This is a genomic window from Glaciimonas soli, assembly GCF_009497155.1.
GTDB lineage: Bacteria > Pseudomonadota > Gammaproteobacteria > Burkholderiales > Burkholderiaceae_D > Glaciimonas > Glaciimonas soli.
Genome location: NZ_WINI01000001.1, coordinates 95,429 through 117,573, shown reverse-complemented (window position 1 = coordinate 117,573; position 22,145 = coordinate 95,429). Strand labels below are relative to the sequence as shown.

General features: G+C 47.2%; 26 protein-coding genes. 9 read left to right on the top strand and 17 right to left on the bottom strand.

What is annotated here, in order from left to right; translation table 11 throughout:
• Positions 1 to 39 precede the first annotated feature (39 nt).
• Both tpiA and yaaA read right to left on the bottom strand, forming a co-directional pair.
• Positions 40 to 792, bottom strand: coding sequence for a triose-phosphate isomerase (gene tpiA / locus GEV47_RS00530; RefSeq protein ID WP_322741547.1), 753 nt, complete (start codon positions 790 to 792; stop codon positions 40 to 42).
• Positions 793 to 1,049: 257 nt separating this feature from the next.
• Positions 1,050 to 1,826 carry a peroxide stress protein YaaA gene (gene yaaA / locus GEV47_RS00525; protein ID WP_153232778.1) on the bottom strand — a complete coding sequence of 259 codons (777 nt, stop codon included), beginning with the start codon at positions 1,824 to 1,826 and terminating at the stop codon, positions 1,050 to 1,052.
• Between the two features lie 34 nt (positions 1,827 to 1,860).
• Between yaaA and GEV47_RS00520 the strand changes: the two genes are divergently transcribed.
• The 3 genes from GEV47_RS00520 to GEV47_RS00510 all read left to right on the top strand — a co-directional run bounded on the left by GEV47_RS00520 (position 1,861) and on the right by GEV47_RS00510 (position 4,298).
• Complete coding sequence (locus tag GEV47_RS00520) at positions 1,861 to 2,310, top strand: putative toxin-antitoxin system toxin component, PIN family (RefSeq protein ID WP_153232777.1); 450 nt, start codon at positions 1,861 to 1,863, stop codon at positions 2,308 to 2,310.
• Positions 2,311 to 2,415: 105 nt separating this feature from the next.
• Complete coding sequence (locus GEV47_RS00515; protein ID WP_153232776.1) at positions 2,416 to 3,570, top strand: pyridoxal phosphate-dependent aminotransferase; 1,155 nt, start codon at positions 2,416 to 2,418, stop codon at positions 3,568 to 3,570.
• A 35-nt stretch (positions 3,571 to 3,605) separates the two neighbouring features.
• Positions 3,606 to 4,298: a glutathione binding-like protein gene (locus tag GEV47_RS00510; RefSeq protein WP_153232775.1), complete on the top strand. Its 693-nt coding sequence runs from the start codon at positions 3,606 to 3,608 to the stop codon at positions 4,296 to 4,298.
• A gap of 182 nt (positions 4,299 to 4,480) precedes the next feature.
• On the opposite strand, the gene greB is transcribed toward GEV47_RS00510, so the two are convergent.
• Positions 4,481 to 5,038, bottom strand: coding sequence for a transcription elongation factor GreB (gene greB / locus GEV47_RS00505; RefSeq protein WP_153232774.1), 558 nt, complete (start codon positions 5,036 to 5,038; stop codon positions 4,481 to 4,483).
• A gap of 124 nt (positions 5,039 to 5,162) precedes the next feature.
• Here greB and GEV47_RS00500 point away from each other — a divergent pair, with 124 nt between their 5' ends.
• The gene (locus tag GEV47_RS00500) at positions 5,163 to 6,071 is read left to right on the top strand and encodes a methylglyoxal synthase (protein WP_153232773.1); all 909 of its coding nucleotides are present in this window, start codon (positions 5,163 to 5,165) and stop codon (positions 6,069 to 6,071) included.
• Positions 6,072 to 6,101: 30 nt separating this feature from the next.
• Here the strand turns inward: GEV47_RS00500 and GEV47_RS00495 are convergent, their stop codons facing one another.
• From GEV47_RS00495 to ygfZ, 9 genes are all read right to left on the bottom strand, one after another.
• Positions 6,102 to 7,007 carry a 23S rRNA (adenine(2030)-N(6))-methyltransferase RlmJ gene (locus GEV47_RS00495; protein WP_153232772.1) on the bottom strand — a complete coding sequence of 302 codons (906 nt, stop codon included), beginning with the start codon at positions 7,005 to 7,007 and terminating at the stop codon, positions 6,102 to 6,104.
• Positions 7,008 to 7,116: 109 nt separating this feature from the next.
• The gene (locus GEV47_RS00490) at positions 7,117 to 7,656 is read right to left on the bottom strand and encodes a hypothetical protein (RefSeq protein ID WP_194270540.1); all 540 of its coding nucleotides are present in this window, start codon (positions 7,654 to 7,656) and stop codon (positions 7,117 to 7,119) included.
• An 81-nt stretch (positions 7,657 to 7,737) separates the two neighbouring features.
• Complete coding sequence (locus GEV47_RS00485) at positions 7,738 to 7,995, bottom strand: GlsB/YeaQ/YmgE family stress response membrane protein (protein ID WP_153232771.1); 258 nt, start codon at positions 7,993 to 7,995, stop codon at positions 7,738 to 7,740.
• Between the two features lie 182 nt (positions 7,996 to 8,177).
• Positions 8,178 to 9,923 (bottom strand): ClcB-like voltage-gated chloride channel protein, encoded by a 1,746-nt coding sequence (locus GEV47_RS00480; RefSeq protein ID WP_153232770.1) that lies wholly within the window; start codon positions 9,921 to 9,923, stop codon positions 8,178 to 8,180.
• 7 nt (positions 9,924 to 9,930) lie between these two features.
• A complete protein-coding gene (locus GEV47_RS00475; protein ID WP_153232769.1) occupies positions 9,931 to 10,491 on the bottom strand; it encodes a GNAT family N-acetyltransferase in 561 nt (186 codons plus the stop codon).
• Between the two features lie 46 nt (positions 10,492 to 10,537).
• Positions 10,538 to 11,098 (bottom strand): GNAT family N-acetyltransferase, encoded by a 561-nt coding sequence (locus GEV47_RS00470; protein ID WP_194270538.1) that lies wholly within the window; start codon positions 11,096 to 11,098, stop codon positions 10,538 to 10,540.
• Between the two features lie 34 nt (positions 11,099 to 11,132).
• A complete protein-coding gene (locus GEV47_RS00465) occupies positions 11,133 to 11,858 on the bottom strand; it encodes an NRDE family protein (RefSeq protein WP_153232767.1) in 726 nt (241 codons plus the stop codon).
• Positions 11,849 to 12,199, bottom strand: coding sequence for a DUF4936 family protein (locus GEV47_RS00460; protein WP_153232766.1), 351 nt, complete (start codon positions 12,197 to 12,199; stop codon positions 11,849 to 11,851). The genes GEV47_RS00465 and GEV47_RS00460 overlap by 10 nt, the downstream gene beginning before the upstream one ends.
• 12 nt (positions 12,200 to 12,211) lie before the next feature.
• Positions 12,212 to 13,225, bottom strand: a complete 1,014-nt coding sequence (gene ygfZ / locus GEV47_RS00455; protein WP_153232765.1) for a CAF17-like 4Fe-4S cluster assembly/insertion protein YgfZ — start codon at positions 13,223 to 13,225, stop codon at positions 12,212 to 12,214.
• Between the two features lie 101 nt (positions 13,226 to 13,326).
• On the opposite strand from ygfZ, the gene mltG reads away from it, so the two are divergent.
• The 5 genes from mltG to GEV47_RS00430 are packed head-to-tail and all read left to right on the top strand — an operon-like array spanning position 13,327 to position 17,009.
• Positions 13,327 to 14,316 (top strand): endolytic transglycosylase MltG, encoded by a 990-nt coding sequence (gene mltG, locus GEV47_RS00450; protein ID WP_407646196.1) that lies wholly within the window; start codon positions 13,327 to 13,329, stop codon positions 14,314 to 14,316.
• A 36-nt stretch (positions 14,317 to 14,352) separates the two neighbouring features.
• On the top strand, positions 14,353 to 14,961 hold the full coding sequence (gene tmk, locus GEV47_RS00445; RefSeq protein ID WP_153232764.1) for a dTMP kinase: 609 nt from the start codon (positions 14,353 to 14,355) through the stop codon (positions 14,959 to 14,961).
• Between the two features lie 24 nt (positions 14,962 to 14,985).
• A complete protein-coding gene (locus GEV47_RS00440) occupies positions 14,986 to 16,029 on the top strand; it encodes a DNA polymerase III subunit delta' (RefSeq protein WP_153232763.1) in 1,044 nt (347 codons plus the stop codon).
• 52 nt (positions 16,030 to 16,081) lie between these two features.
• The gene (locus tag GEV47_RS00435; RefSeq protein ID WP_153232762.1) at positions 16,082 to 16,459 is read left to right on the top strand and encodes a PilZ domain-containing protein; all 378 of its coding nucleotides are present in this window, start codon (positions 16,082 to 16,084) and stop codon (positions 16,457 to 16,459) included.
• A gap of 31 nt (positions 16,460 to 16,490) precedes the next feature.
• Positions 16,491 to 17,009: a GNAT family N-acetyltransferase gene (locus GEV47_RS00430; RefSeq protein WP_153232761.1), complete on the top strand. Its 519-nt coding sequence runs from the start codon at positions 16,491 to 16,493 to the stop codon at positions 17,007 to 17,009.
• 90 nt (positions 17,010 to 17,099) lie between these two features.
• On the opposite strand, the gene GEV47_RS00425 is transcribed toward GEV47_RS00430, so the two are convergent.
• The 5 genes from GEV47_RS00425 to GEV47_RS00405 form a co-directional block, all read right to left on the bottom strand.
• Positions 17,100 to 18,263, bottom strand: coding sequence for a cystathionine beta-lyase (locus tag GEV47_RS00425; RefSeq protein WP_153232760.1), 1,164 nt, complete (start codon positions 18,261 to 18,263; stop codon positions 17,100 to 17,102).
• A 40-nt stretch (positions 18,264 to 18,303) separates the two neighbouring features.
• Positions 18,304 to 18,777 carry a hypothetical protein gene (locus tag GEV47_RS00420; protein ID WP_153232759.1) on the bottom strand — a complete coding sequence of 158 codons (474 nt, stop codon included), beginning with the start codon at positions 18,775 to 18,777 and terminating at the stop codon, positions 18,304 to 18,306.
• A 178-nt stretch (positions 18,778 to 18,955) separates the two neighbouring features.
• Complete coding sequence (gene rimO, locus GEV47_RS00415) at positions 18,956 to 20,341, bottom strand: 30S ribosomal protein S12 methylthiotransferase RimO (protein ID WP_153232758.1); 1,386 nt, start codon at positions 20,339 to 20,341, stop codon at positions 18,956 to 18,958.
• Positions 20,342 to 20,524: 183 nt separating this feature from the next.
• Positions 20,525 to 21,085, bottom strand: coding sequence for a polyhydroxyalkanoate synthesis repressor PhaR (phaR, locus tag GEV47_RS00410; protein ID WP_153232757.1), 561 nt, complete (start codon positions 21,083 to 21,085; stop codon positions 20,525 to 20,527).
• Positions 21,086 to 21,308: 223 nt separating this feature from the next.
• On the bottom strand, positions 21,309 to 22,049 hold the full coding sequence (locus GEV47_RS00405) for a 3-ketoacyl-ACP reductase (protein WP_153232756.1): 741 nt from the start codon (positions 22,047 to 22,049) through the stop codon (positions 21,309 to 21,311).
• Positions 22,050 to 22,145 lie beyond the last annotated feature (96 nt).

Below are 22,145 nucleotides of genomic sequence, written 5' to 3'. Positions count from 1 at the left end.
TGCTACATCTACATAAACCAAAACTTGCTCAAAAATTCTTTAAGCCGCAGCTGCTATCGCTAAAAAATCAGCAGCCTTTAATGCAGCTCCGCCAATCAAGCCACCATCGATATCCACCATGGCCATCAGCTCTGCCGCATTATCCGGCTTCATGCTGCCGCCGTACAAAATGCTTATCATCGGCGCAGCACCAGCATCTTTCGCCGCCAACCTCAGGCGTAAAGCTGCGTGCACATCTTGCGCCATTTGCGGCGTCGCTGTTTTTCCAGTACCTATTGCCCAAACCGGCTCATAAGCCACTACAATTTTTGCCACATCTGACGCGTCTAAAAGCGCCAAAACCGCATCAAGCTGCTGCCCGACTACCACATCGGTGCGCCCTGCTTCGCGCTCTGCCAATGTTTCACCTACACATACGATAGGCGTCAATCCCACTTGCAAAGCAGCGACTGTTTTTTGCGCTACTAACTGACTTGTTTCCGCGTGATAAGCGCGTCTTTCGGAATGCCCAACAATCACATAGCGACAACCAAAGTCACACAACATAGTCGCAGCAATTTCGCCAGTATAAGCGCCCGACGCATGAATCGAGACATCTTGCGCACCCCATGCCAACGCTGAACCTGACAACGCAGCCTGACATTGCGCCAAATATGGTGCCGGCACACAAACAGCAATATCACAGTCAATTTTCTCAGACATCAATCCAGCAGACAAATCCGCCAACAATGCCGAATTGGCAGCCAAGCTGCCATTCATCTTCCAGTTACCGACTACCAGTTTGCGACGCACCATCGACAATATCCATCATTTCAATAACCCAACATTGTAACGCGCCGTAACCAAGGCGGTCAAACCGGATATACCTAAGACAATCGCATTTTTTGATGATTTTGATGAAAAAGAGGTTTTCCTGATGGAAATTGACAGCATGTCATTAAAATGCAAGGCAAAGCTGAACAACTTGTTGCCATTAAGCATCTTGAGAAATGGCATGAGCGCATGATGGATTAATGCGCCTCAGCAACACATTTCGAAAATTTCCATACTTAAGCCTCCAGCCGCCGCCGGAAAATCCAGCGCCCCTGGCTTGCCTCGTCACTGACAAACTTATATCCTTCTACGTCAAATTTTTTGAGCTGCTCAGCTTGTGTCACTTTATTCAACGCCGCATAGCGAGCCATCAAGCCGCGCGCACGCTTGGCGTAAAAAGAAATAATCTTGTATTTGCCATTTTTGTGATCCTCAAACACAGGCGTAATGACATCGGCATCAAGTAATTTAGGCTTCACCACTTTAAAATACTCTTCCGATGCCAAATTGATCAGAGTCTTTTCTTTTTTACTTTCCAACTCCTGATTCAAGGCTAATGTCACCGCATCATCCCAAAATGCATAAAGATTCTTGCCTTTCGCATTGATTAATTGAGTCCCCATTTCAAGGCGGTAAGGCTGAATCAAATCCAATGGTCGCAACATGCCGTATAAGCCGGATAAAATACGCACGTGATTTTGTGCGTAAGTAAGCTGCTTGTCATTCAACGAGCCAGCATCCAGACCGCCATACACATCCCCATTGAACGCCAAAATTGCCTGTTTTGCATTACTTGGATCGAATTTCTTTGTCCATGAATAAAAACGCGCGACATTCATATGCGCCAAAGCATCGGAAATTTTCATCAAACTACCGACTTGATCTGGCGACAACTGCTTTAACACGTCGATCAGCTCTGCCGATCGCGGAATGAAATCTGGCAGGGTATGTTGTTGTGTGGTGGGTGGTGTTGTGTAATCGAGCGATTTGGCAGGCGATAAAACGATCAGCATAAATAATATCGAAACTTTAAAAGAATAGTCCGCAATGATACCGAATCGCATAGTAATTGATACCAACGTTTGTTTAGATTTATTTGTCTTCCGCGATCCACGCTGGGCAGCATTGATGGCAGCATTGGAATCCGGCGCAGTTGAAGCAGTGACGCGCGCTGATTGTCGGATGGAGTGGCAAATGGTGCTGCATTATTCCCACTTACCCATTACTGACGAGTCCCGCCCAGCCATTAACGCGCAATTTGACGCATTAATTACTTGCATGGCGCCAGAGGCACTTTCACCACGCACTGATATTCGCCTGCCGATTTGCACAGATAAAGATGATCAAAAATTCCTGGAGCTGGCTTTAGGCGCAAATGCAGCCATGTTGATCAGTAAAGATAAAGCGGTTTTAAAACTCGCGCGTAAGACGGCAAAACTGGGACTGTTTTCCATCATTGCGCCACAAGCCTGGCAAGCACCTTCCTTGCCTGAATAAGCAATAGCAGAAAATTCCAAGCGCGCTGTGCAGTTTCAAACAAACCGCTAGAATACATTTTCACGCATTTTTAACGCAGTATTTTTCGATCGCCTCGTCATCACTATGTCACTAAGTTTTTCATCAAAATTGCCGAAAATTGGCACTACTATTTTCACCACTATGTCGCTCTTGGCCGAAGAAAAGAAAGCGGTTAATTTAGGGCAAGGCTTCCCCGACTTTGATTGTGACCCGGCTTTAATTAATGCGGTGAGCGATGCCATGAAAAATGGCATGAACCAATATCCGCCCATGAGCGGCGCATTACCTCTGCGTTTGGCGCTCTCAAACAAAATTGAAAAGCTGCACGGTCGCCATTACAACCCTGCCAGCGAAATTACAATCACCGCTGGCGCGACGCAAGCACTGCTGGCAGTGATTATGAGTGTAGTCCATGCTGGCGATGAAGTGATCGTGATTGAACCAGCATTTGACAGTTATGTTCCTGCGATAGAACTAGCCGGCGGCAAACCGGTATTTGTGCAGATGACTTTGGGTGCCGACGGTTACAGCGCTCCATGGGATCAAGTCGCAGCGGCGGTCACTCCACGTACGCGCCTGATTATGATTAATACGCCGCATAATCCGACAGGTAGCGTTCTCAGTAGCGCAGACATTAACAGTTTGGCGGATATTGTCCGCAATACCGACATATTGATTTTGTCGGATGAAGTCTACGAACACATGGTGTACGACGGACTAACGCACGAATCGATTTGTCGTCACCCGGAACTGGCAGCGCGTGCTTTCATGGTATCCAGTTTCGGCAAAACTTATCACGTCACTGGATGGAAAATTGGCTTTGTCGCAGCGCCAGCGGCACTGATGGCGGAGTTTCGCAAAGTACATCAGTTCAGCGTATTTTCGGTCAATACGCCGGCTCAGCATGGCATTGCCAGTTACATGCAAAATCCGGCGCCCTATCTGGAATTGCCAGCTTTTTATCAACGTAAACGTGATCTCTTCCGTGATGGCTTAAAGAGTTCGCGCTTCAAATTACTACCATCGAGCGGCACTTATTTTCAGTGTGTCGATTACTCTGCCATTTCATCAAGCAACGAAGCTGAATTCGCTACGTGGTTGACGAGTGAAATTGGCGTTGCCGCGATTCCGGTTTCTGCCTTTTATGCGACCCCACGCGAATCAAGTATCGTGCGTTTTTGCTTCGCAAAACAAGACACTACTTTGCAACAGGCCTTACAGCGTTTAAGTAAAGTCTAAAAATAAAGTCTAAAAAACCTACCAAGGAAATAATCATGATTGATGTTTATAGCTGGGCTACACCAAACGGTCACAAAGTACATATCATGTTGGAAGAATGCGGTTTTGCATATCAAGCGCACCCCATCAATATTGGTGCTGGCGATCAATTTACATCTGAATTTCTCGCCATTTCTCCCAACAACAAAATCCCGGCTATCGTTGATCACCACGGCCCTGATGGCAAACCGATTTCACTGTTTGAATCCGGTGCGATTCTGCTTTATCTGGCGAGTAAAGCCGGAAAATTTTTAGGCACTACCGATAGAGAAAAATTCACCACGATGCAGTGGCTGATGTTTCAAATGGGCGGCGTAGGACCAATGCTGGGGCAAGCGCATCACTTCCGAATCTATGCGCCAGAAAAAATAGCTTACGCAGTTGATCGCTATACCAATGAGGCCAATCGTCTGTATGGCGTGATTGATAAACAGCTGTCACAGCATGCATATCTGGCCGGCGATGAATACACCATTGCAGATATCGCCACTTTCCCATGGTTGCGCTCGTGGGCAAATCAAGGGATTAACTTAGCGGATTTCCCGCATCTGGCTAAATGGTTTGACACCATCAGCCAACGCCCGGCAGTTAAGCGTGGCGTGGAAGTGCTTGCCGGACTGCGGAAACCAATGAATACGGAAAAAGAACGCGATATTTTATTTGGCAATCAGCAGTACAAGCGACACTAACCACCGTCATTCCCGTGAAAGTGGGAATCCAATTTGCGAAATGCAAAACACCGTTTGCATTACGTCGAACAATAGGCGATGCACTTTATTGGGAGGATTGATACCCAGGCTGGTTGAGCGAAATAACATGGATTCCCGCATAAGCGGGAATGACGGTGGTGCGTGCAATACTGGTGAATCAATCAATTGGCTTCTGGATAACTGACGCTCAATATTTCCAATTCGTCCAGCCCTGCCGGCGTCATCAAGGTCACCAAATCCCCTTCTCGCGCTTTAGTCAGTGCCCGCGCCACCGGTGAAATCCAGCTTATTTTGCCGTTTAAAGGGTCCAGTTCATCAATCCCGACGATGGTGACCGTATGCTCTTCCCCAGATTGCGTTTGATAAATCACCGTTGCGCCGAAAAATACTTGATCGTTACCATGATGAACACTAGGGTCAACGATCTCCGCCAAGTCCAGGCGTTTAGTTAAAAAGCGTATGCGCCGGTCAATTTCGCGTAAACGTCGCTTGCCATAGATGTAATCACCGTTCTCGGAGCGATCGCCATTGGATGCCGCCCAAGATACGATGCGTACTACTTCCGGGCGGGCGTTATCGATCAAGTCGAGCAACTCCGCTTTCATGCGGGCATGACCAGCTGGTGTCATGTAATTTTTAGTGCCAGCAGGAATAGGCGGCAATCCAAATTCCAGATCGTCGTCATCACCGTCAGATTTTTTAACAAAGGCTTTATTCATAAACAATATTGTAGTGCGTTTGTGAAAAGCCGGTTACAGCGGTATGCATATAAAATAAATCCGTAAGGAAACCAATGTCGAGTAACATACAAACAACATTCAGCCCTATCAAATACCACACACTATGACCTTTCATACGCGCCGCTATCGTATCGGATTAGTATCCAACAGACATCATCAGGATGGGCCACAATCCGCATTGGTAAGATTATTACGCTGCAGTGCTGAAACCATAGAAAAGCATTTGCAGCCAGAACTGATCGTCGTCGGACGCACGCTTGATGCGATGGAGCAGTTGAATTTACTCCCTGATTACCCGCACATTGAGCGCTTTCCATACGGGCATCAAGGTGGCTTGATGCGATTGGTCGCACGGGTTGTTGACACCGACCCTGCTCAGACCTTGGATGCCGTCATTTATTTGATTGATCCTACCGACCCATCTTCAACCTTTCCGGAGGCGGTGGCACTCAAGCGGCAATGCATCATTCATGGCAAGCCGTTTTTATCTACTGTAGCTGCCGCACGAGAATGGTTGGAATTAGAGGCTATTGCTACCGGAGCGCCAAGTAATCCAGAACTGGATTCGACTTTTGATCTTGCGCAAGAAGGGATCGCTCTTATCGCCCATGATGCATGCAAAGAACGGATGCTAACGATCGCCAAACACCACTTTAATTTACTAGACCAATTTGCATTTCGTTGCGCTACCGGCACGACAGGTAGTTTACTCAATCAGTTGGCACAACAAATCAAAGGGGAAGAAGCCGGCCGGAATTGGGTTAAACCATTTTTAAGCGGACCTATGGGCGGCGATGCGCAGATTGCTGAATTGATTCTAGACAAGCAACAATGTCGTCGCGTGTTATTTCTTGAAGATCCGCATGTAGCGCGTCAGCATGAAGCCGATATTCAATTACTGGAACGCGCCGCACGCACCGTGACAGATTACGCTATGTGCATCAGCGATGCACAATGCACTGAACGATGGCTGACCTTAATGGAAAAACGTGTGGCGATGCGTACGGCTTAATCACATTAACCCACACGCAACCCTGTTCGACTAAACCCGTCGCGTACCTGTATTGACTGCCATCGTAGTCCCTGTTTCCAGAGTAAAGCCGGCACCAGCATCAGTTCCCATGGTTTTCACCAGGTACGGCATCACTTCTTTCAGCAAGGGCTCCAACGTCCACGGCGGGTTAATGACAAACATACCGCTGCTGTGCAAGCCAAAACCGTCTGGTGATGGGGTTTTCACAGTTAAAGTGACATTCAGCCAGCCATTGCCTTTGATGCGTTTCAATTTATCCGGCAATTGGCGTGATTCCATGCGATTAAGTACTGGATACCACACCGCATACGTACCGGTTGAGAAACGCAATAAAGCGTCTTCCAGCGTTTTTTTGACGTGCTGATAATCTTCTTTGACCTCATATGGCGGGTCGATCAGCACCAGTCCACGTCGTGACGGTGGCGGCAATAAGGCTTTCAGACCGGCAAAACCATTACCTTGAGTGATCATGACGCGCTTGCCGCGCGTGTTGCTACGCTCACGTTGCTCATCCAGTTTGCGGAAGTTTTCCGTCAAAATCCGACCGTCGCTTGGATGTAACTCAAACAAGCGCAATCTATCCTGTTCACGCATGGTGACATCAGCACAATAGGGTGAACCTGGATAAAAACGTAATTTCCCATCGGGATTCAATTTGCGTACCACATTGACATACTCTGCCACTGCAGGCGGTAAATCCTTACGATCCCACAAGCGGCTAATACCGCTTTCATATTCGGCGTTTTTCGCTGCATAACCGCCATCAAGTGCGTATAGCCCAGCACCGGCATGCGTATCAATCACCATATAAGGCGTATCTTTTTGGTTGAGATACTCCAACAATTGGATGGTCACGAAGTGTTTTAACACATCGGCGTGATTACCTGCGTGAAAGGCGTGGCGGTAGCTCAGCATAAAATATCAATCTAGGTAAGTGTTTTACTCGGCTGGAAAAGACACACAGCAAGTAATATAGGAAAGGAAGGCCGGCATTTTACCAATTCCACCAGCATGATGGCAGATTTCATTCCACGACGGCGATTGCTTGCACTTTTAACATCTCTTCTGCTACTTGCACACAAGCCTCAATATGCTTGCTCCCAACGGCGCGAAAGGCAGAGTAACCTATTGCGGCAGACACCATTTGACCAGCAATAGGAACTAAGCGGGTGGCATTCTTGCTAACGAGTTTGACGCCGCTGCGCGTAAGAATTTTGAGCAGTAATTCGCGCGTCACAACGCGGCCAATCAGGTTGCTGCCGACGCCAACAATAGCGCTATAGGTCGCCACTTTCAGTTTAGGATGCAGTCGCTCAATTTGTGCGGGCGTCAGACCGAATTCGGCGTTAATTTCTTCGATCAGTCGGGATAGCAGATGAATATCGACAGCGATGTCCACCCCAAAAATAGGCAACGCTGATGCCCCCGCCGACCATAAAGCACGTCGCGCGACCAAACGCTGGCAACGTTGGCGCACTAGATGCAGAGCGCTATCAGAAACCGGAATTAAGACATCTTTACTAATCGTCGCCTGAACGCGTTTGCTATCCCGTTTCCCGATCAATTATCTGCTCTCAATTGGTTGTTTTAGATTCGCACATAGTTGGGTGCATGAGCGTGACGCATGCACCCGGCATGACGAGCATTAGTCACTTTTTACTTTGCCCTTAACAAATCCGTAAATCAGCAACAGGACAAATGCACCAATGATGGAGCCGATAAATCCTGCGCCCTGTCCTGGATGATACCAATGCAACGCCTCACCCACATAGCCGGCAAGTAATGAGCCGCCAATACCTAGCAATGTAGTAACAATAAATCCCATGCTTTCACGCGAGGGATGCAGAAATTTAGCAATAACACCAACTATGAAACCAACAATGATCGTCCAGATAAGACCCATAATTGCTCCTGATAGTTAATTGTCAACGAGATAGATGTCTTCTGCACATTTGCAGGCTATTGACACCCAGTTGCTCAATATAAAACAAACTATATTGACTTGGAGAAAAATTATTTAAAAAATCCGGAATTAACTGGGTGAGGATTATTAACACCGTACGGCCAACTGAACATCATCAAATTTCACATTTTAGGATTGTCTAATCGAAAATAAGCATCTAATAGCGAGCTCTTATACACGGCTCCCAATAGCACAGGATCCTTCTCACTGCGTACGATAGGCAAACGTTCACCTTGATGATCAAGAAATAATTCCAAGGCTTTACCTAAAGACATATCTGGTGTAATCACATGCAGGTATTCACGTCTTAAAAAATCACTCGCTTGATGACTTGCCGTCTCATTTTTATTCAGTAGGGTTGAGGTGATATCTTGCAAAGCGACCACGCCGCAGTAGCGCTGATCGCTGTCGACGATGTAAATATATTTGACTGGGTATTTCAGAAATAAACGGCTGATTTCTTCAAATGATGCGGTCATCGGCAAGATAGTATCTGCGGGCCGGATTAATTCACTCATATGAATGCCGCGCAAACGCACCCTCTCCTGTTCATCACGATGCCGTTTTAGCGTGATGTCATACATTGAAGGGCCATTTAAACTGCGTGCAATAAAGTAAGCAAGCACGCAGGACAGCATCAACGGCAACATGACTTGATAGCTCAGCGTCATCTCAAAAATCATCAATATTGCCATCAGCGGTGCGCTAGTGGCGGCCGCCAAAAATGCGCCCATACCGACGATGGCATACGCAAACGGTGCCGATGTCGCTCCCGGCCATAACGTATGCACCACGACGCCAAACAAAAATCCTATCGATGCGCCAACAAACAAAGCCGGCGTGAATATCCCGCCAACTGCGCCTGATCCGGTGGTGATCGCTGTTGCAATTACCTTCGCCGCCAAAATCATCAATACACTCCACCACACCCATGGCGTATGCAGCAGCGAATTGACGATGCTATAACCGTTCCCCCACACTTCTGGTATCCAGACAGAAATCGTCCCGGTCAATAAACCACCCAAGCCTAAGCGCCAGGGCAAAGGCAGTGCGGTTTTTTTGAATTGTTTTTTAGTGAAGTTAAGAAACCCTAAAAACAGCGGCGCACCGAAGCCAACCAAAATGCCTAACAACGCAAACAGTAATACTTCGCCGCCACTAATATCGGGAAATGCCGGCATTTCATAAGATGGTTTATATCCCGGCAGGCTACGCATGGTGATATTGGCCACCACTGATGCCACAACTATTGGCCCGAAGCTCTCCATTACCAGCGAGCCCAGCACAATTTCGGTGACAAAAAATGCGCCGGCAATCGGTGCGTTATAGGCCGAAGTAATCCCCGCCGCTGCACCACAAGCGACCAGCAAGCGTAGTCGCCCTGGTTCAAAATGGGTGAATCGACCAAACACAGATGCAGCCAAAGCCGACAATTGCACCATCGAGCCTTCGCGCCCTATCGAGCCGCCAGAACTGATCGTCATCAGCGAAGACAAGCTACGCAGTAAACTGTGACGTACTGGAACCCTGCCATCACCAATGGCGACCGCTTCCATATAATCGGAAGCAGCGGCAGCCGGAACTTTTTTCGACAGCAGTAATATCGCTCCCGCCACCACGCCACCGCAAGTAGGTAGCAACACACGCCAATACCACGGCAAGCTCTTCGCAATGGCGACAAAGCTACCGCTTTTACCAGTAAACAATAACTGCAACAGCGTAATGCATTCACGGAAAGCGATCGTCGCCAACGCGCCCAACAAGCCAACTAATGCGGCCCATAACAGCATGGAATTGTTTTCAGATATCAGGAATAAGCGCTGAAGGCGAATGCGATATGAAAGAAGAGTGTGAAGTATATTCGGCATCAGTATATTAATTATTATTTTCTACAGCTTGAGGTGTTACTTGATCGTGCTCCCATTCACGACGCAGGAGAGAATAGATATACGTATCGACGTGCTTGCCGTTTACAAAATTGGATTCTCTCGAAATTCCTTCTTTCTGATAACCACACTTTATTGCGACCTTTTCGGATGCAATATTTTTTGTATTCATGCGCAGTTCTAGCCGATTAATCATGCGCGATTTAAACAAATATGCAGACAAGAGCCTCACCGACTCACTGACAATTCCTTGTCCTCTCTGCTCAAGAGCATAGAGAGCGTATGCAATTTCACGCGCATTAAAATGCGGAACCGATTTGAAATGCCATAGACAGCCAATAATGTTATCTTTTTTATCGACGATTAGCAGCGTTTCTTTCGCTTCCGTCGACATCTGATCTGCATCAAAATTCTTTTCGATCAGACCGGGAGAAGTGATTGAAGATGGCAAATACGGCCCCCGTATCTCGAGGTTATTCATAAGAGGGATGAGTTTCACCAGATCACTCTTATGTACGTGCCGAATGTTGATTGTCGCTCCCTCAATCATGGATACTGTTCCTTCAAATTAGTGAAGTATGTTACTCATCAGTAAATTAATTATTATTTTCTGAAGCTTGATGCTTTTCTTGAGCGCACTCCCATTCGTTGCGCAGGAGCGAATAGATAAACATATCCACGTTTTTACCATTCACAAAATTGGCTGCTCTCGAAATCCCTTCCTTCTGATAACCACACTTTATTGCGACCTTTTCTGACGCAATATTGTTTGTGTCCATACGGATTTCAAGTCGATTAATCATGCGCGACTTAAACAAATAAGCTGACAACAATCTCACAGCCTCGCTGACTATTCCTTGGCCTCTTTGCTCAAGAGCATAAAGAGTGTAGCCAATTTCACGCGCATTAAAATAAGGAACCGATTTGAAATGCCATAGAGAGCCGATGATGTTATCTTTTTTATCGACGATTAGCAGTGTTTCTTTAACGTCGGTCGACATCTGATCTGCATCAAAATTCTTTTCGATCAAATCCGGCGAAGTGATTGAAGACGGCAAATATTGACCACGCATTTGAAGATTGTTCATAAGAGGGATAAGCTTAATCAAATCGCTTTTACGTACGTGTCGAATACTGATTGCAGAACCTTCAATCATGAATGTCATTCCTTTAATTTAGCCAAATTTCTGCTTATCGAATCACATGTTCTTTCAACAGCGTCTCGCCTTGGGCAGAAATTTTCACCAAAGTCGAAGAACGCGTGCCGTAGTCGGGCGATTCAATAAAGACGGATGACAATACACGCTCACGTTCTATGCCCACGCCAGTAGAAGGCAGGCGGCAATCACCAGCGCGCGTGGTATCGCAGAGCATCTCGAAATAAGTATCGTCCGGCGCGCCTTGACACAACAAACTGGAAAATTGCGCTTTGGTGCGTACCACTTTCGGCCAGCAAGTATCGAGCGAAGCATTCGACAAGCCATAGACGCCAGGCGCTAAAGGCTGGCCATTTCTACTATCCGCATCACCGCGATTCGAATACCAGATCAATTGTTCGCCATCGTGTATCAGCAAATTGAAACCATTGTAGCTGTCCGCTTTAGGCTGAATTTGCGCGATATAGTCAGCTGCTGTCAGATCGCTGCTGAGAAAATTGGACACCAACTCACCGCGACTAGGTGCATCATCGCGTCGCTCTGCCGGCGAACGAACGTTGGTGAGGGCGGCAAAACGGCCATTTTTTGTAATCCCCAGCCACGTGCCACCGCTTTGCAAATCTCGCCCAGCATAGATGTCTGGTTGATCTTCCCACCACGCGGCACTTTTACTTGGGCGAGCATAAAATTCATCTCGGTTTGCTGCCGCGATGAGAGGCATGCCAGGAATAATTTGCCAGGAAAAAACGATTAGGCACATGCATGCTCTCCCACCATTACGCCAGATTTTGCTACTGTAAAAAAAGTTTCCACATGACGTACGCCTTCTATCCACGTGGCGATACCAGCTTGCTTAAGATGCTGCGCAATCACTTGTTCAAAATCTTCCGGAACGGCTAAATAGATTTCCATCCAAGTGTGGAATTTAGCTGACGGATCAGCAGCAGCGCCAGCCGACTCTTCTGGTCGCCGTTTAAGCAAACTGACGATCTTGTGCTCTGCCGATAAGGTCGCTTGCATCGCCGAGGCTGCGGCGCAGAACGGTGTTACGTGTTCTGCTGCAACGCGGTAATAAATGTAGATATCCAGTTTCATACTCATACAGCGCTAATGTTAGTTTGCATCCGGCATTGCGTAAGGTAACGGCAAAACAGTCAGTGGTGCACCGTCAGCCGAGCCAAGATGCACAGAGCCATTTTCTAAAGCCGCTAGTTTAATCTCTAATATGCAGATAAAAGTATCTGAAGTGCTGCTCTCTGCATTAATAATCATGCCACAGGGCTGCGCCGGATCCGCACTGGAAAAAACTGCCATCCCGGCCGCCACTTCTGCGGAAACGATCTTGGCTATTACGGCACGGCGCTTAAGTTTCCCTAGATACTGGCTGCGCGCGACAATTTCCTGGCCCGGATAACAGCCCTTTTTAAAATTGACCCCACCGATCACTTCGAAATTAATCATCTGCGGCACAAACTGTTCTTGTGTTGCTAACGTAATTTGAGGGATACCTGCTTCAATCTCACCTAAACGCCATACCCGGCTATCCACCGGTGTGAGTTTTTCCACCAAACCTGGCCATGCGGTGATCGCCATTTCGGTTGTGGTATGCCATTGATAGCGAGCAATACCTTGCGCGTCGTCCAATCGCATCAGGCAACCATGCTCGTTTTCGATGTTGGCATACGGCGCATCAGGCAAATTCGGAAACCACTTTGCGAGCGCCGCACCGACGGCATTACCACCGAGAGCAAGGACTATCTGGCTGTCCGACACATCTGCCATCTTGACCTTCGATCGCATGATGAACATTTGCATGCGTTTCTGCACTGCAGCTTGTATCTCTTTGGGTAATTGCAGGAAAAAACCTTGCTGGTTTTTCCACATCAAAAAGCTCGCCAATAACCGCCCTTTGGGCGTGCAATAACCAGCTCGTCGCACCTGGTTTGAAGTCAGGTGCTCAACGTCATTGGTTAATTGATTATGCAAAAAACTGGCAGCATCATCACCACACACAGCGATGATGCCAAGATCATTCAAAGGAGTAACGAAGTTATCGGAGAGTTCAGCGCTAAAATTCGCGGCCTGTTGCTTCAAAAATTCTTGCCAAGTACTTGTTATTTCAGTCATAAATGTGAGCCATTTCTATTTCAGCGATTATCATATGGCCTTGATTATAGAGTTGTCGCAAAAATGGCGTTGGTTTTGTCTCAAATTACCCTTCGGAGTGTCTGAACTTGTTTAAAAAATTATTCTTCAGTGTGGTAGTACTGGGCATGTTGGCAGCCGCAGGTATGGCCTATTGGAGCAAACAGCCGATTACAACATCTGGAAATGCCATTCCCTTCACCATCAAATCGGGCAGTCACCTTGATAGCGCCGTGCAACAAATTGCCAGCGCCAACATTCCCGTTAATCCAGAATTGTTGGATATACTCGTACGCTTGACGGGTAAAAGTGACAAACTTAAAGCCGGAAGCTATTCGTTAAAACCCGGAACGACGCCATTAAGATTAATTACACAGATGGTTCGCGGCGAATTTGCACAAGAGTCCTTGACGGTGATTGAAGGCTGGACTTTCAAGCAGATGCGCGCAGCGATTGCGGCTAGTACTGCGCTTAAGCATGATACGGTTAACCTTTCCGATACTGAGTTGCTGGCCAAAATCACGCCTGATTTCACCATGCCTGAAGGCCTGTTTGCGCCTGACACCTATTTATTTGCCCCTGGTGCCAGTGATATGCAAGTGTATAAACAAGCTTATTCTCTGCTGCAGAAGCGTTTGAATGAAGCCTGGGAAACCCGCGATGTGGCGTCTCTCCCTTACAAGACGCCCTATGAAGCGCTAATCATGGCCTCTATCGTTGAAAAGGAAACCGGCCGCAAAGCAGAGCGCACAAATATCGCAGGCGTATTCATCAACCGCCTGCGACTAGGCATGCTGTTGCAAACGGACCCAACGGTGATTTATGGCATGGGCGACAAATATGACGGCAAAATTTATAAGCGTGATCTCACCACCGATACCCCCTACAATACCTATACACGTGCCGGATTGCCGCCGACACCGATTGCATTACCAGGGGAAGAATCGTTACACGCTGCAATGAATCCGGCCAAAACAGATGCTCTGTATTTTGTAGCGAAAGGCGATGGCAGCAGTCATTTTTCTAACAATCTCAGTGAACACAATCAGGCTGTAAACAGATATCAACGCTGAAGACTTACGTAAAACAAAACACTCAATTTTTAACTTATGACATCTGCGAAATTTATTACCTTTGAAGGCATAGACGGCGCTGGAAAATCCACTCACATTGCCTTCGTCGCTGAGTTATTGCGTCAACGTGGCGACAAGGTAGTGACGACACGTGAACCTGGTGGCACACCGCTGGGCGAGACTTTGCGTGAATTAGTACTGCATCAACCCATGCATCTGGAAACCGAAACCTTGCTGATGTTTGCATCCCGCCGGGAACATCTGGCGCAAGTAATTGAGCCAGCATTGGCGCGTGGCGACACCGTTATTTCTGATCGCTTCACCGATGCCACATTTGCTTATCAGGGCGGAGGACGAAAACTCGCTTTAGAAAAATTGGAAACGCTTGAGCAGTGGGTACATCCGCAACGTCAACCTGACCTGACACTGCTATTTGATGTCCCGTTAGAAGTTGCACGCGCGCGTTTGGATGCTAGCCGTACTCTGGATAAGTTTGAGCAAGAAAAGGCCACATTCTTTGCCGATACGCGTGCCGAATATTTACGCAGGGCCGCACAGTTCCCAGAGCGGTTTCGTATCATTGACTCGACGCGCACCATCAGTGAAATTCAAGCATCGCTAACAGAACTGATTACCGCTCTATAGGAAGCGCATTTTTTACGCATTTCAATGACTACTAACTCAATATTTCCTTGGCAAACACAAGCTTGGCAGCAGCTGCAGCAGATGCGTGCGCGCTTACCACATGCTATTTTATTTCACGGTTCTGAAGGCATAGGGAAAACTGCCTTTGCTGAGCAATTTGCACAGTCTTTATTTTGCGAAAATCAACAAATCGATGGTCATGCCTGTGGTGTTTGTGCATCGTGCGGCTGGTTTGTGCAATACAACCATCCAGATTATCGTCGCGTACGGCCTGAAATTCTGGAAGATGAAGACGCTGCGGAAGGTGATGGCGCAGAAGATGGCGGCGAAAAGAAAGCAGCAAAAGCGACTAAAGCGCCTTCCAAAGAAATCAAAATCGACCAAATTCGTGCTTTAGCCGGCTTCATGAATGTATCCACCCATCGGCAGGGTCAGCGCGTAGTATTGCTCTACCCTGCAGAAGCCTTGAACACAGCTGCAGCCAACGCTTTGCTTAAAACGCTGGAAGAACCGCCAGAAAACACCGTATTTTTATTGATTTCGAATAGTCTGGATCAATTGTTGCCGACCATACTATCGCGTTGCCGCAAGTTCGCCATGCCAGTACCTGCGCAAGAAGATGCGCTCAACTGGTTACAACAACAAGGTGTAGCTAATGCCGACATGTGGCTGGCAGAGCAAGGCGGCGCACCGTTGACTGCGCAAGCACAATCACAGAGCGAAGGTCGGGAATTAATTGATACTTTGCTGGCCTATTTAAGCCAACCTGATCTTGCCGCCGCGTTAAAATGTGCGGAACAGTTGCAAAAAACACCGGTAACAGAATTGGTCAGTTGGCAGCAGCGTTGGCTTTACGATGTGTTTTCGCAAAAAATGACTGACACCGTGCGTTATTATCCGCGTTATCAACAAGCAATACGCACATTGGCCAAACGCACCCACACGCAAGCATTAATGCAGTTATTAAAGGCGACAAATGAACGCCGGGCGATTGCCGATCATCCTTTGTCGGCACGGCTCTTTATCGAAGAAATGTTGCTGGATTACGCTAGAATTTTTACAAAATAAAATCAATAACCAAAAGTAGATTTGCATAAGCCCTAAAATCTAAGGACCCAATATGGCAGACAGCAACACCATCAGTAGCGAGGTCAAAGTTGCACGGCCTTCAGTCTTATCGTTAGCGATTAAAGAAAAAGTATCTTTGTATACGTCCTATATGCCGTATTTAGCCAATGGCGGCGTGTTCGTTCCGACTAGCAAACCATATCGTATCGGCGACGAAATCTATTTGATTTTGAGCTTGATCGACGACACTGCAAAATACCCAATCGCTGGCAAAGTTGCCTGGGTCACACCGACCGGCGCAAACAATAATAAAGTGCAAGGTATCGGCATACACTTCCCCAATGATGAAAGCGGTATTCGTCTGCGCACTCGGATTGAGGAAATTTTAGGCTCGGCACTCGGATCAACTCGCCCTACTCATACGTTTTAATTTTCAACCACTCATTTTCGTATTCTTATCTATGGATTATCAGCACCGACTAGCACGTCAATCCGATCTGGCCGCCATTGTTGCGATCTATAACAGCACTATCGCCTCGCGTGATGTAACCGCAGATACAGAGCCTGTCTCCGTCGAATCACGTCAAGCCTGGTTTGACGCACATAATCCGACTACGCGACCGTTATGGGTGGTGGATGCGCCACAAGATGCAATAACCGGCTCCACTCCCATCTTGGGCTGGCTATCTTATTCCGATTTTTATGGTCGCCCCGCTTACGCTGGTACCGCGGAAATTTCCATCTATATTCATGAAGTTGCACGTGGCAAAGGTGTTGGCCGCTATCTGATGCAGCAAGCTATAGCCTACGCGCCAAACGTTGGGGTACATACTTTGCTGGGATTTATTTTCGGCCACAACGCACCTAGCTTGCAATTATTCAATACTTTCGGATTTGAACAATGGGCAAAAATGCCGGGTGTGGCTACCTTAGATGGTATTGAGAGAGATTTGATTATTCTTGGTAAGCGCGTGGCTTAACCTGCATGCAGGCAGGAGAGCCGCTACGCTTTCCTACCTGCTGTTGATGCTTACTTAACGTGCCGAATTTATAGCTTATTTATAGCCTGCTTATAGCTTATTCAACGCCTGTTCAATATCCGCAATCAAATCCTGCGTGTCTTCCAAGCCAATATTGAATCGCACTAACGTTCCCTGCTCCTGCCAATTTTGACGCATCGCTTTGATGCGATACGGCACGGCGAGACTGTTAGCCCCACCCCAGCTAAAGCCGATTTTGAACAATTTCAGGCTATCGACAAAACGGTCAGTTTGCTCTTCACTGTAGCGCGCATCGAACAATACTGAGAACAAGCCTGCGGCACCGGTAAAATCGCGCTTCCAGATTTCGTGGCCGGGACAATCAGCAAAAGCCGGGTGTAATACTTTACTAATTTCACTACGTCCTTTTAACCACATTGCCACTTCACGTCCAGCCGCATCGTGCGCTTCAAAGCGTAGCTTCATCGATGGCAAACTACGTAAAACAAGATAAGCGTCGTCCGGGCTGACATTGAAGCCAATACTGGAGTACGAGTTTTCTATCTGTTGCGCCAGTTTAGGATCGCGTGTAATCACCGCTCCCATAAGCACATCGGAACCACCTGACTGATATTTGGTCAGCGCTTGCATCACAATATCTGCCCCATGATCAAAAGCACGAAATGCCAAACCGGCAGACCACGTGTTATCAATCGCTACAAGCACGCCTTTTGCATGCGCTGCAGCGCAAATGGCCGGAATATCAGGAACTTCCATTGAGACTGAACCTGGCGCCTCGGCCCAGATCAGCTTGGTATTGGCTTGAATTAAATCGGCAATACCGCTGCCTATCAATGGCGGGTAATAACGCGTGGTGATATTGAAGTTGGCAGATAGCCAGTCGCTTAAACCGCGATTGTCGCCATAGACATTATCCGGCAACAGCATGTCGTCGCCGGCCTTCAAAAAAGCGAAATCGACCAGCGCCAGCGCTCCCAATCCACTTTGAGCAAGGCGGCAATATTCGCCCCCTTCAATTGACGCCAGGCGCGCTTCTAAAGTAAAAGTGGTTGGCGTCCCGTGCAAGCCATAGCGGTACGCATTTTTGTCCAGCCATTCCTTCGAGCGCAACGCAGCGACATTATCGAACAATACCGTCGATGCATGATGAATCGGTACTGAAAAAGCATTAAATCCTTGCGGTGCCTGATATTCGTTGTGTATCAATTCGGTTTGCGAAAATGGCTTTGTCATACGTATGTCCCTCTTTGAATATTGTCGTTCAATTCTATTTTTAAGGCTTATGCGAAATACCCACTTGCAATTTTAAAATAAAATGCTTAGTCGTATTTTCGTCCGATGCCGGTGACCAATTCCCACTATAAACACCATTGGCAACGGTGCCTATCCAATAACCGGAAATGCCCTGATCATCTTCCGACTCTTCCATCGAAATTTGTTGACCTTCACACTCTCCGACTAACAGCACTTTCTTAGGATGAGCAGTTGCCGGATTTAATGTCGCGTATGACCCTTCAATACCGTCCTCAGCATTCGGCTTGAGTTGCAAATGCATTTCGATTTGCTTTTCATCCAAGGTCCCTTGAAGCGTCAAAGGCTGGGCAAACAAATGTGTGGCGGGGCAAGTTAAGGCGTCGGCAGCATTAGTTGCTTCAGCAGTATCGGCTATTCCATCTGCTGGTGCCGCCATCACTGCGCCTGAAGTAAAAAACAGCAAAAGCAGCGAAAATGTGATTCGAAACAACATTAACAATACCTTCAAACAGAGATTATTAGATTTGGGTTATTTCTTAAGTAAGTTCAATCTATCATTTTGAAAATGACCTCGTCATTCCCAGTAACGCGGGAATCCCCATTACGAAATTTGGATCGCCGCGTTCGCGAAGATGACGGCGGTAGTTTTCAAAGCGATTATTTGGTATTACTTAAGCTGCAGCCCATAAATCATGTGCATCTGCAGCGGTAATCGTGACATCAACAAACTCACCAACCACCAGCTTCTTATGCGGTTCAAATGGCGGTTTAACATAAACAACGCCATCAATTTCCGGCGCATCTGCACTAGTACGACCAACGCCACCATTGCGATCAACCTGGTCGATTAATACGCGCATAGTTTTGCCGACTTTGGCTTGCAAACGCTTTTTGGAGATTTCTTCTTGCAATAGCATCACCCGGCCACGACGTTCTTCGCGCAGCTCTTCTGGCACCGGATTCGCGATATCGTTCGCGGTTGCGCCAGCCACCGGAGAATAGGCAAAACAACCGAGACGGTCGATTTCCGCTTCTTTCAAGAAATCCAACAGATATTCAAATTCAGCTTCCGTCTCACCCGGGAAGCCTGCGATGAAAGTGGAGCGAATCGTGAGATCCGGGCACATCGCACGCCAAGCCTGAATACGCTCAATATTTTTTTCACCGTTGGCGGGACGTTTCATCCGCTTTAGTACGTCAGGGTGTGCATGTTGCAGCGGCACATCCAGATAAGGCAGAATTTTGCCCTCTGCCATTAATGGAATAATGTGATCGACGTGCGGATAAGGATAAACATAGTGCAGACGTACCCAGGCGCCATAATGCGCAGCCAACTCACCTAAGGCAGTTACTAACTGCGTCATATGCGTTTTGACTGGCTTGCCGTTCCAGAAGCCCATGCGGAATTTGACATCAACACCATAGGCACTTGTATCTTGCGAAATCACTAGCAATTCTTTAACGCCGGCTTTAAACAGGTTTTCAGCTTCCAGCATGATGTCGGCAATTGGACGTGAAACCAGATCTCCGCGCATGGATGGAATAATACAAAAACTGCAACGGTGGTTACAGCCTTCAGAAATTTTCAAATAGGCGAAATGCTTAGGCGTCAATTTCACGCCTTGCGCAGGTACTAAATCCAGAAATGGATCGTGTGGCTTAGGTAAATATTTATGCACAGCGAACATGACCTCGCCGACCGCATGCGGCCCGGTCACTTCTAGCACTTTAGGATGGATTTTTTGAATCAGATCGTCTCCGTCCGCATCTTTCTTTGCGCCCAGACATCCTGTGACAATGACTTTGCCGTTTTCGCTGAGTGCCTCACCGATGGCATCAAGTGATTCCTGCACTGCGGCGTCAATGAAGCCGCACGTATTGACAATCACCAGATCGGCACCGTCGTAGGATTTTGCGGTTTCATAGCCTTCAGCACGCAGTTGCGTGAGGATTTGCTCTGAATCGACCAGCGCTTTTGGACAGCCGAGCGAAACGAAGCCAACTTTAGGCGCCGATGGAGTTGAAATAGGGGTAAAAACTGGAGTGGTGTTAGACATGGCAAGAAAGGGACAAGACGAATCCGCTATTGTACCCTTTCCGCTGAATTGAACCGCGAGCTAATCTCACCTCTCAAGCTGCTGCGATGAGAAACATCATTATAAAAAGACAATGGCTTACACAATTTTTATTGCGCAAGCCATTGAATATTGAATTTTTCCCAACAAAAATTGTCAAATAATTTACTTTTCTTTGTGTGGTGGCGCTGACGCAAAAGGAAAAGTGCCAAACATATTTTTGCTTTGGCTTTGCATTTGCTCCTGCATTTGCACAAACAGGGATTTACTTTGCTCTATGTAATTGTTCATCATGCCTTGCATCATTGGCCCCTGAACATTCATAAATTGCGTCCACATCTCAGGGCTAAATGGCTTACCTTCATACATGCCTTTAGAGTTTTCCGTCAGCTTGTTTTGAATATCAATGAAAGTTTGAATGTTCTTTTCAAGGTAAGAGCCCATCATTCCTTGCATGGCGTGACCGTAATAGCGAATGATTTGCGCAAGTGCAGGACTGGAGAACATCGGCGTGCCGTTCGACTCTTCTTCCAGAATAATTTGCAACAAAATGCTGCGCGTGAGATTTTCTTCAGTTTTGGCATCGACTACAGCAAACTCTTCGTTATCGAGCACCAATTGTTTGACATCTGTCAAAGTGATGTAAGAACTAGTCTGAGTGTCATAAAGACGGCGGTTCGGGTATTTCTTAATCAGGCGCTCAGCATTTTTTTTTGTAGTAGTCATGTCAATTTCCAGTTCATTCTGCTATGGCGCATATTGAGAATGCATGATAATCATGCATTCTGACTTTACTTGGGCGTAGGTAAAAATGCGCCGGTCTCACGGAGCACTGACGGGCACTATACACAACATTACATGGTGCTGGTAGTGCCCGAATTTAATGTTTTACAAAAAATATTGTAAACCAAGCCACGGGGATAAAAGTTGCTTTTTTCGCCCCTTCTATTTACCCCATATGCAAGCCGCCGTTCAGCGAGAAATCCGAACCAGTTGCATAACCACCTTCCTCGGAAGCAATCCAGGCAATGATGGAGGCGATTTCCTCTGGCTCTGCCAATCGCTTAAGTGGAATCCCTGCGACAATTTTTTCCAGTACTTCAGGCCGGATTGCGCGCACCATGTCAGTTCCCACATAACCCGGTGAAACGGTATTGACAGTGACACCTTTGGTGGCAACTTCTTGTGCCAATGCCATGGTAAAGCCGTGAATTCCCGCTTTCGCAGTCGAATAATTGGTTTGTCCAAACTGCCCCTTTTGACCATTCACCGAAGAAATATTGATGATGCGCCCAAAGCCACGATCTACCATTCCTTCAATAACTTGCTTGGTAACATTGAACAAGGAGTTCAGGTTGGTATTAATGACAGCATCCCAATCGTCTTTAGACATTTTGCGAAATTGACCATCGCGGGTAATACCAGCGTTATTGACCAAGACATCAACTTGGCCAATGTCCGCTTTGACTTTATCAAAAGCCGCTACGGTTGATTCCCAGCTCGACACATTGCCTTCTGACGCGTGAATATCAAATCCTTGTGCACGCATTTCGGCTAACCATCTGTCTTTGCGGGTTGAATTTGGACCGCATCCTGCTACGACGGTATAACCATCTCGGCAAAGCCGAGTGCAAATTGGTGTCCCAATCCCGCCCATTCCACCAGTTACATATGCAATTCGCTTGGACATGTTTGTCTCCTATTTATTCGATTAACAAAAACGATACGAATGCATCGCTAATACTCTCCATACTCCTCGTTAAGATCTGGTCTTTCAGAGGTACTA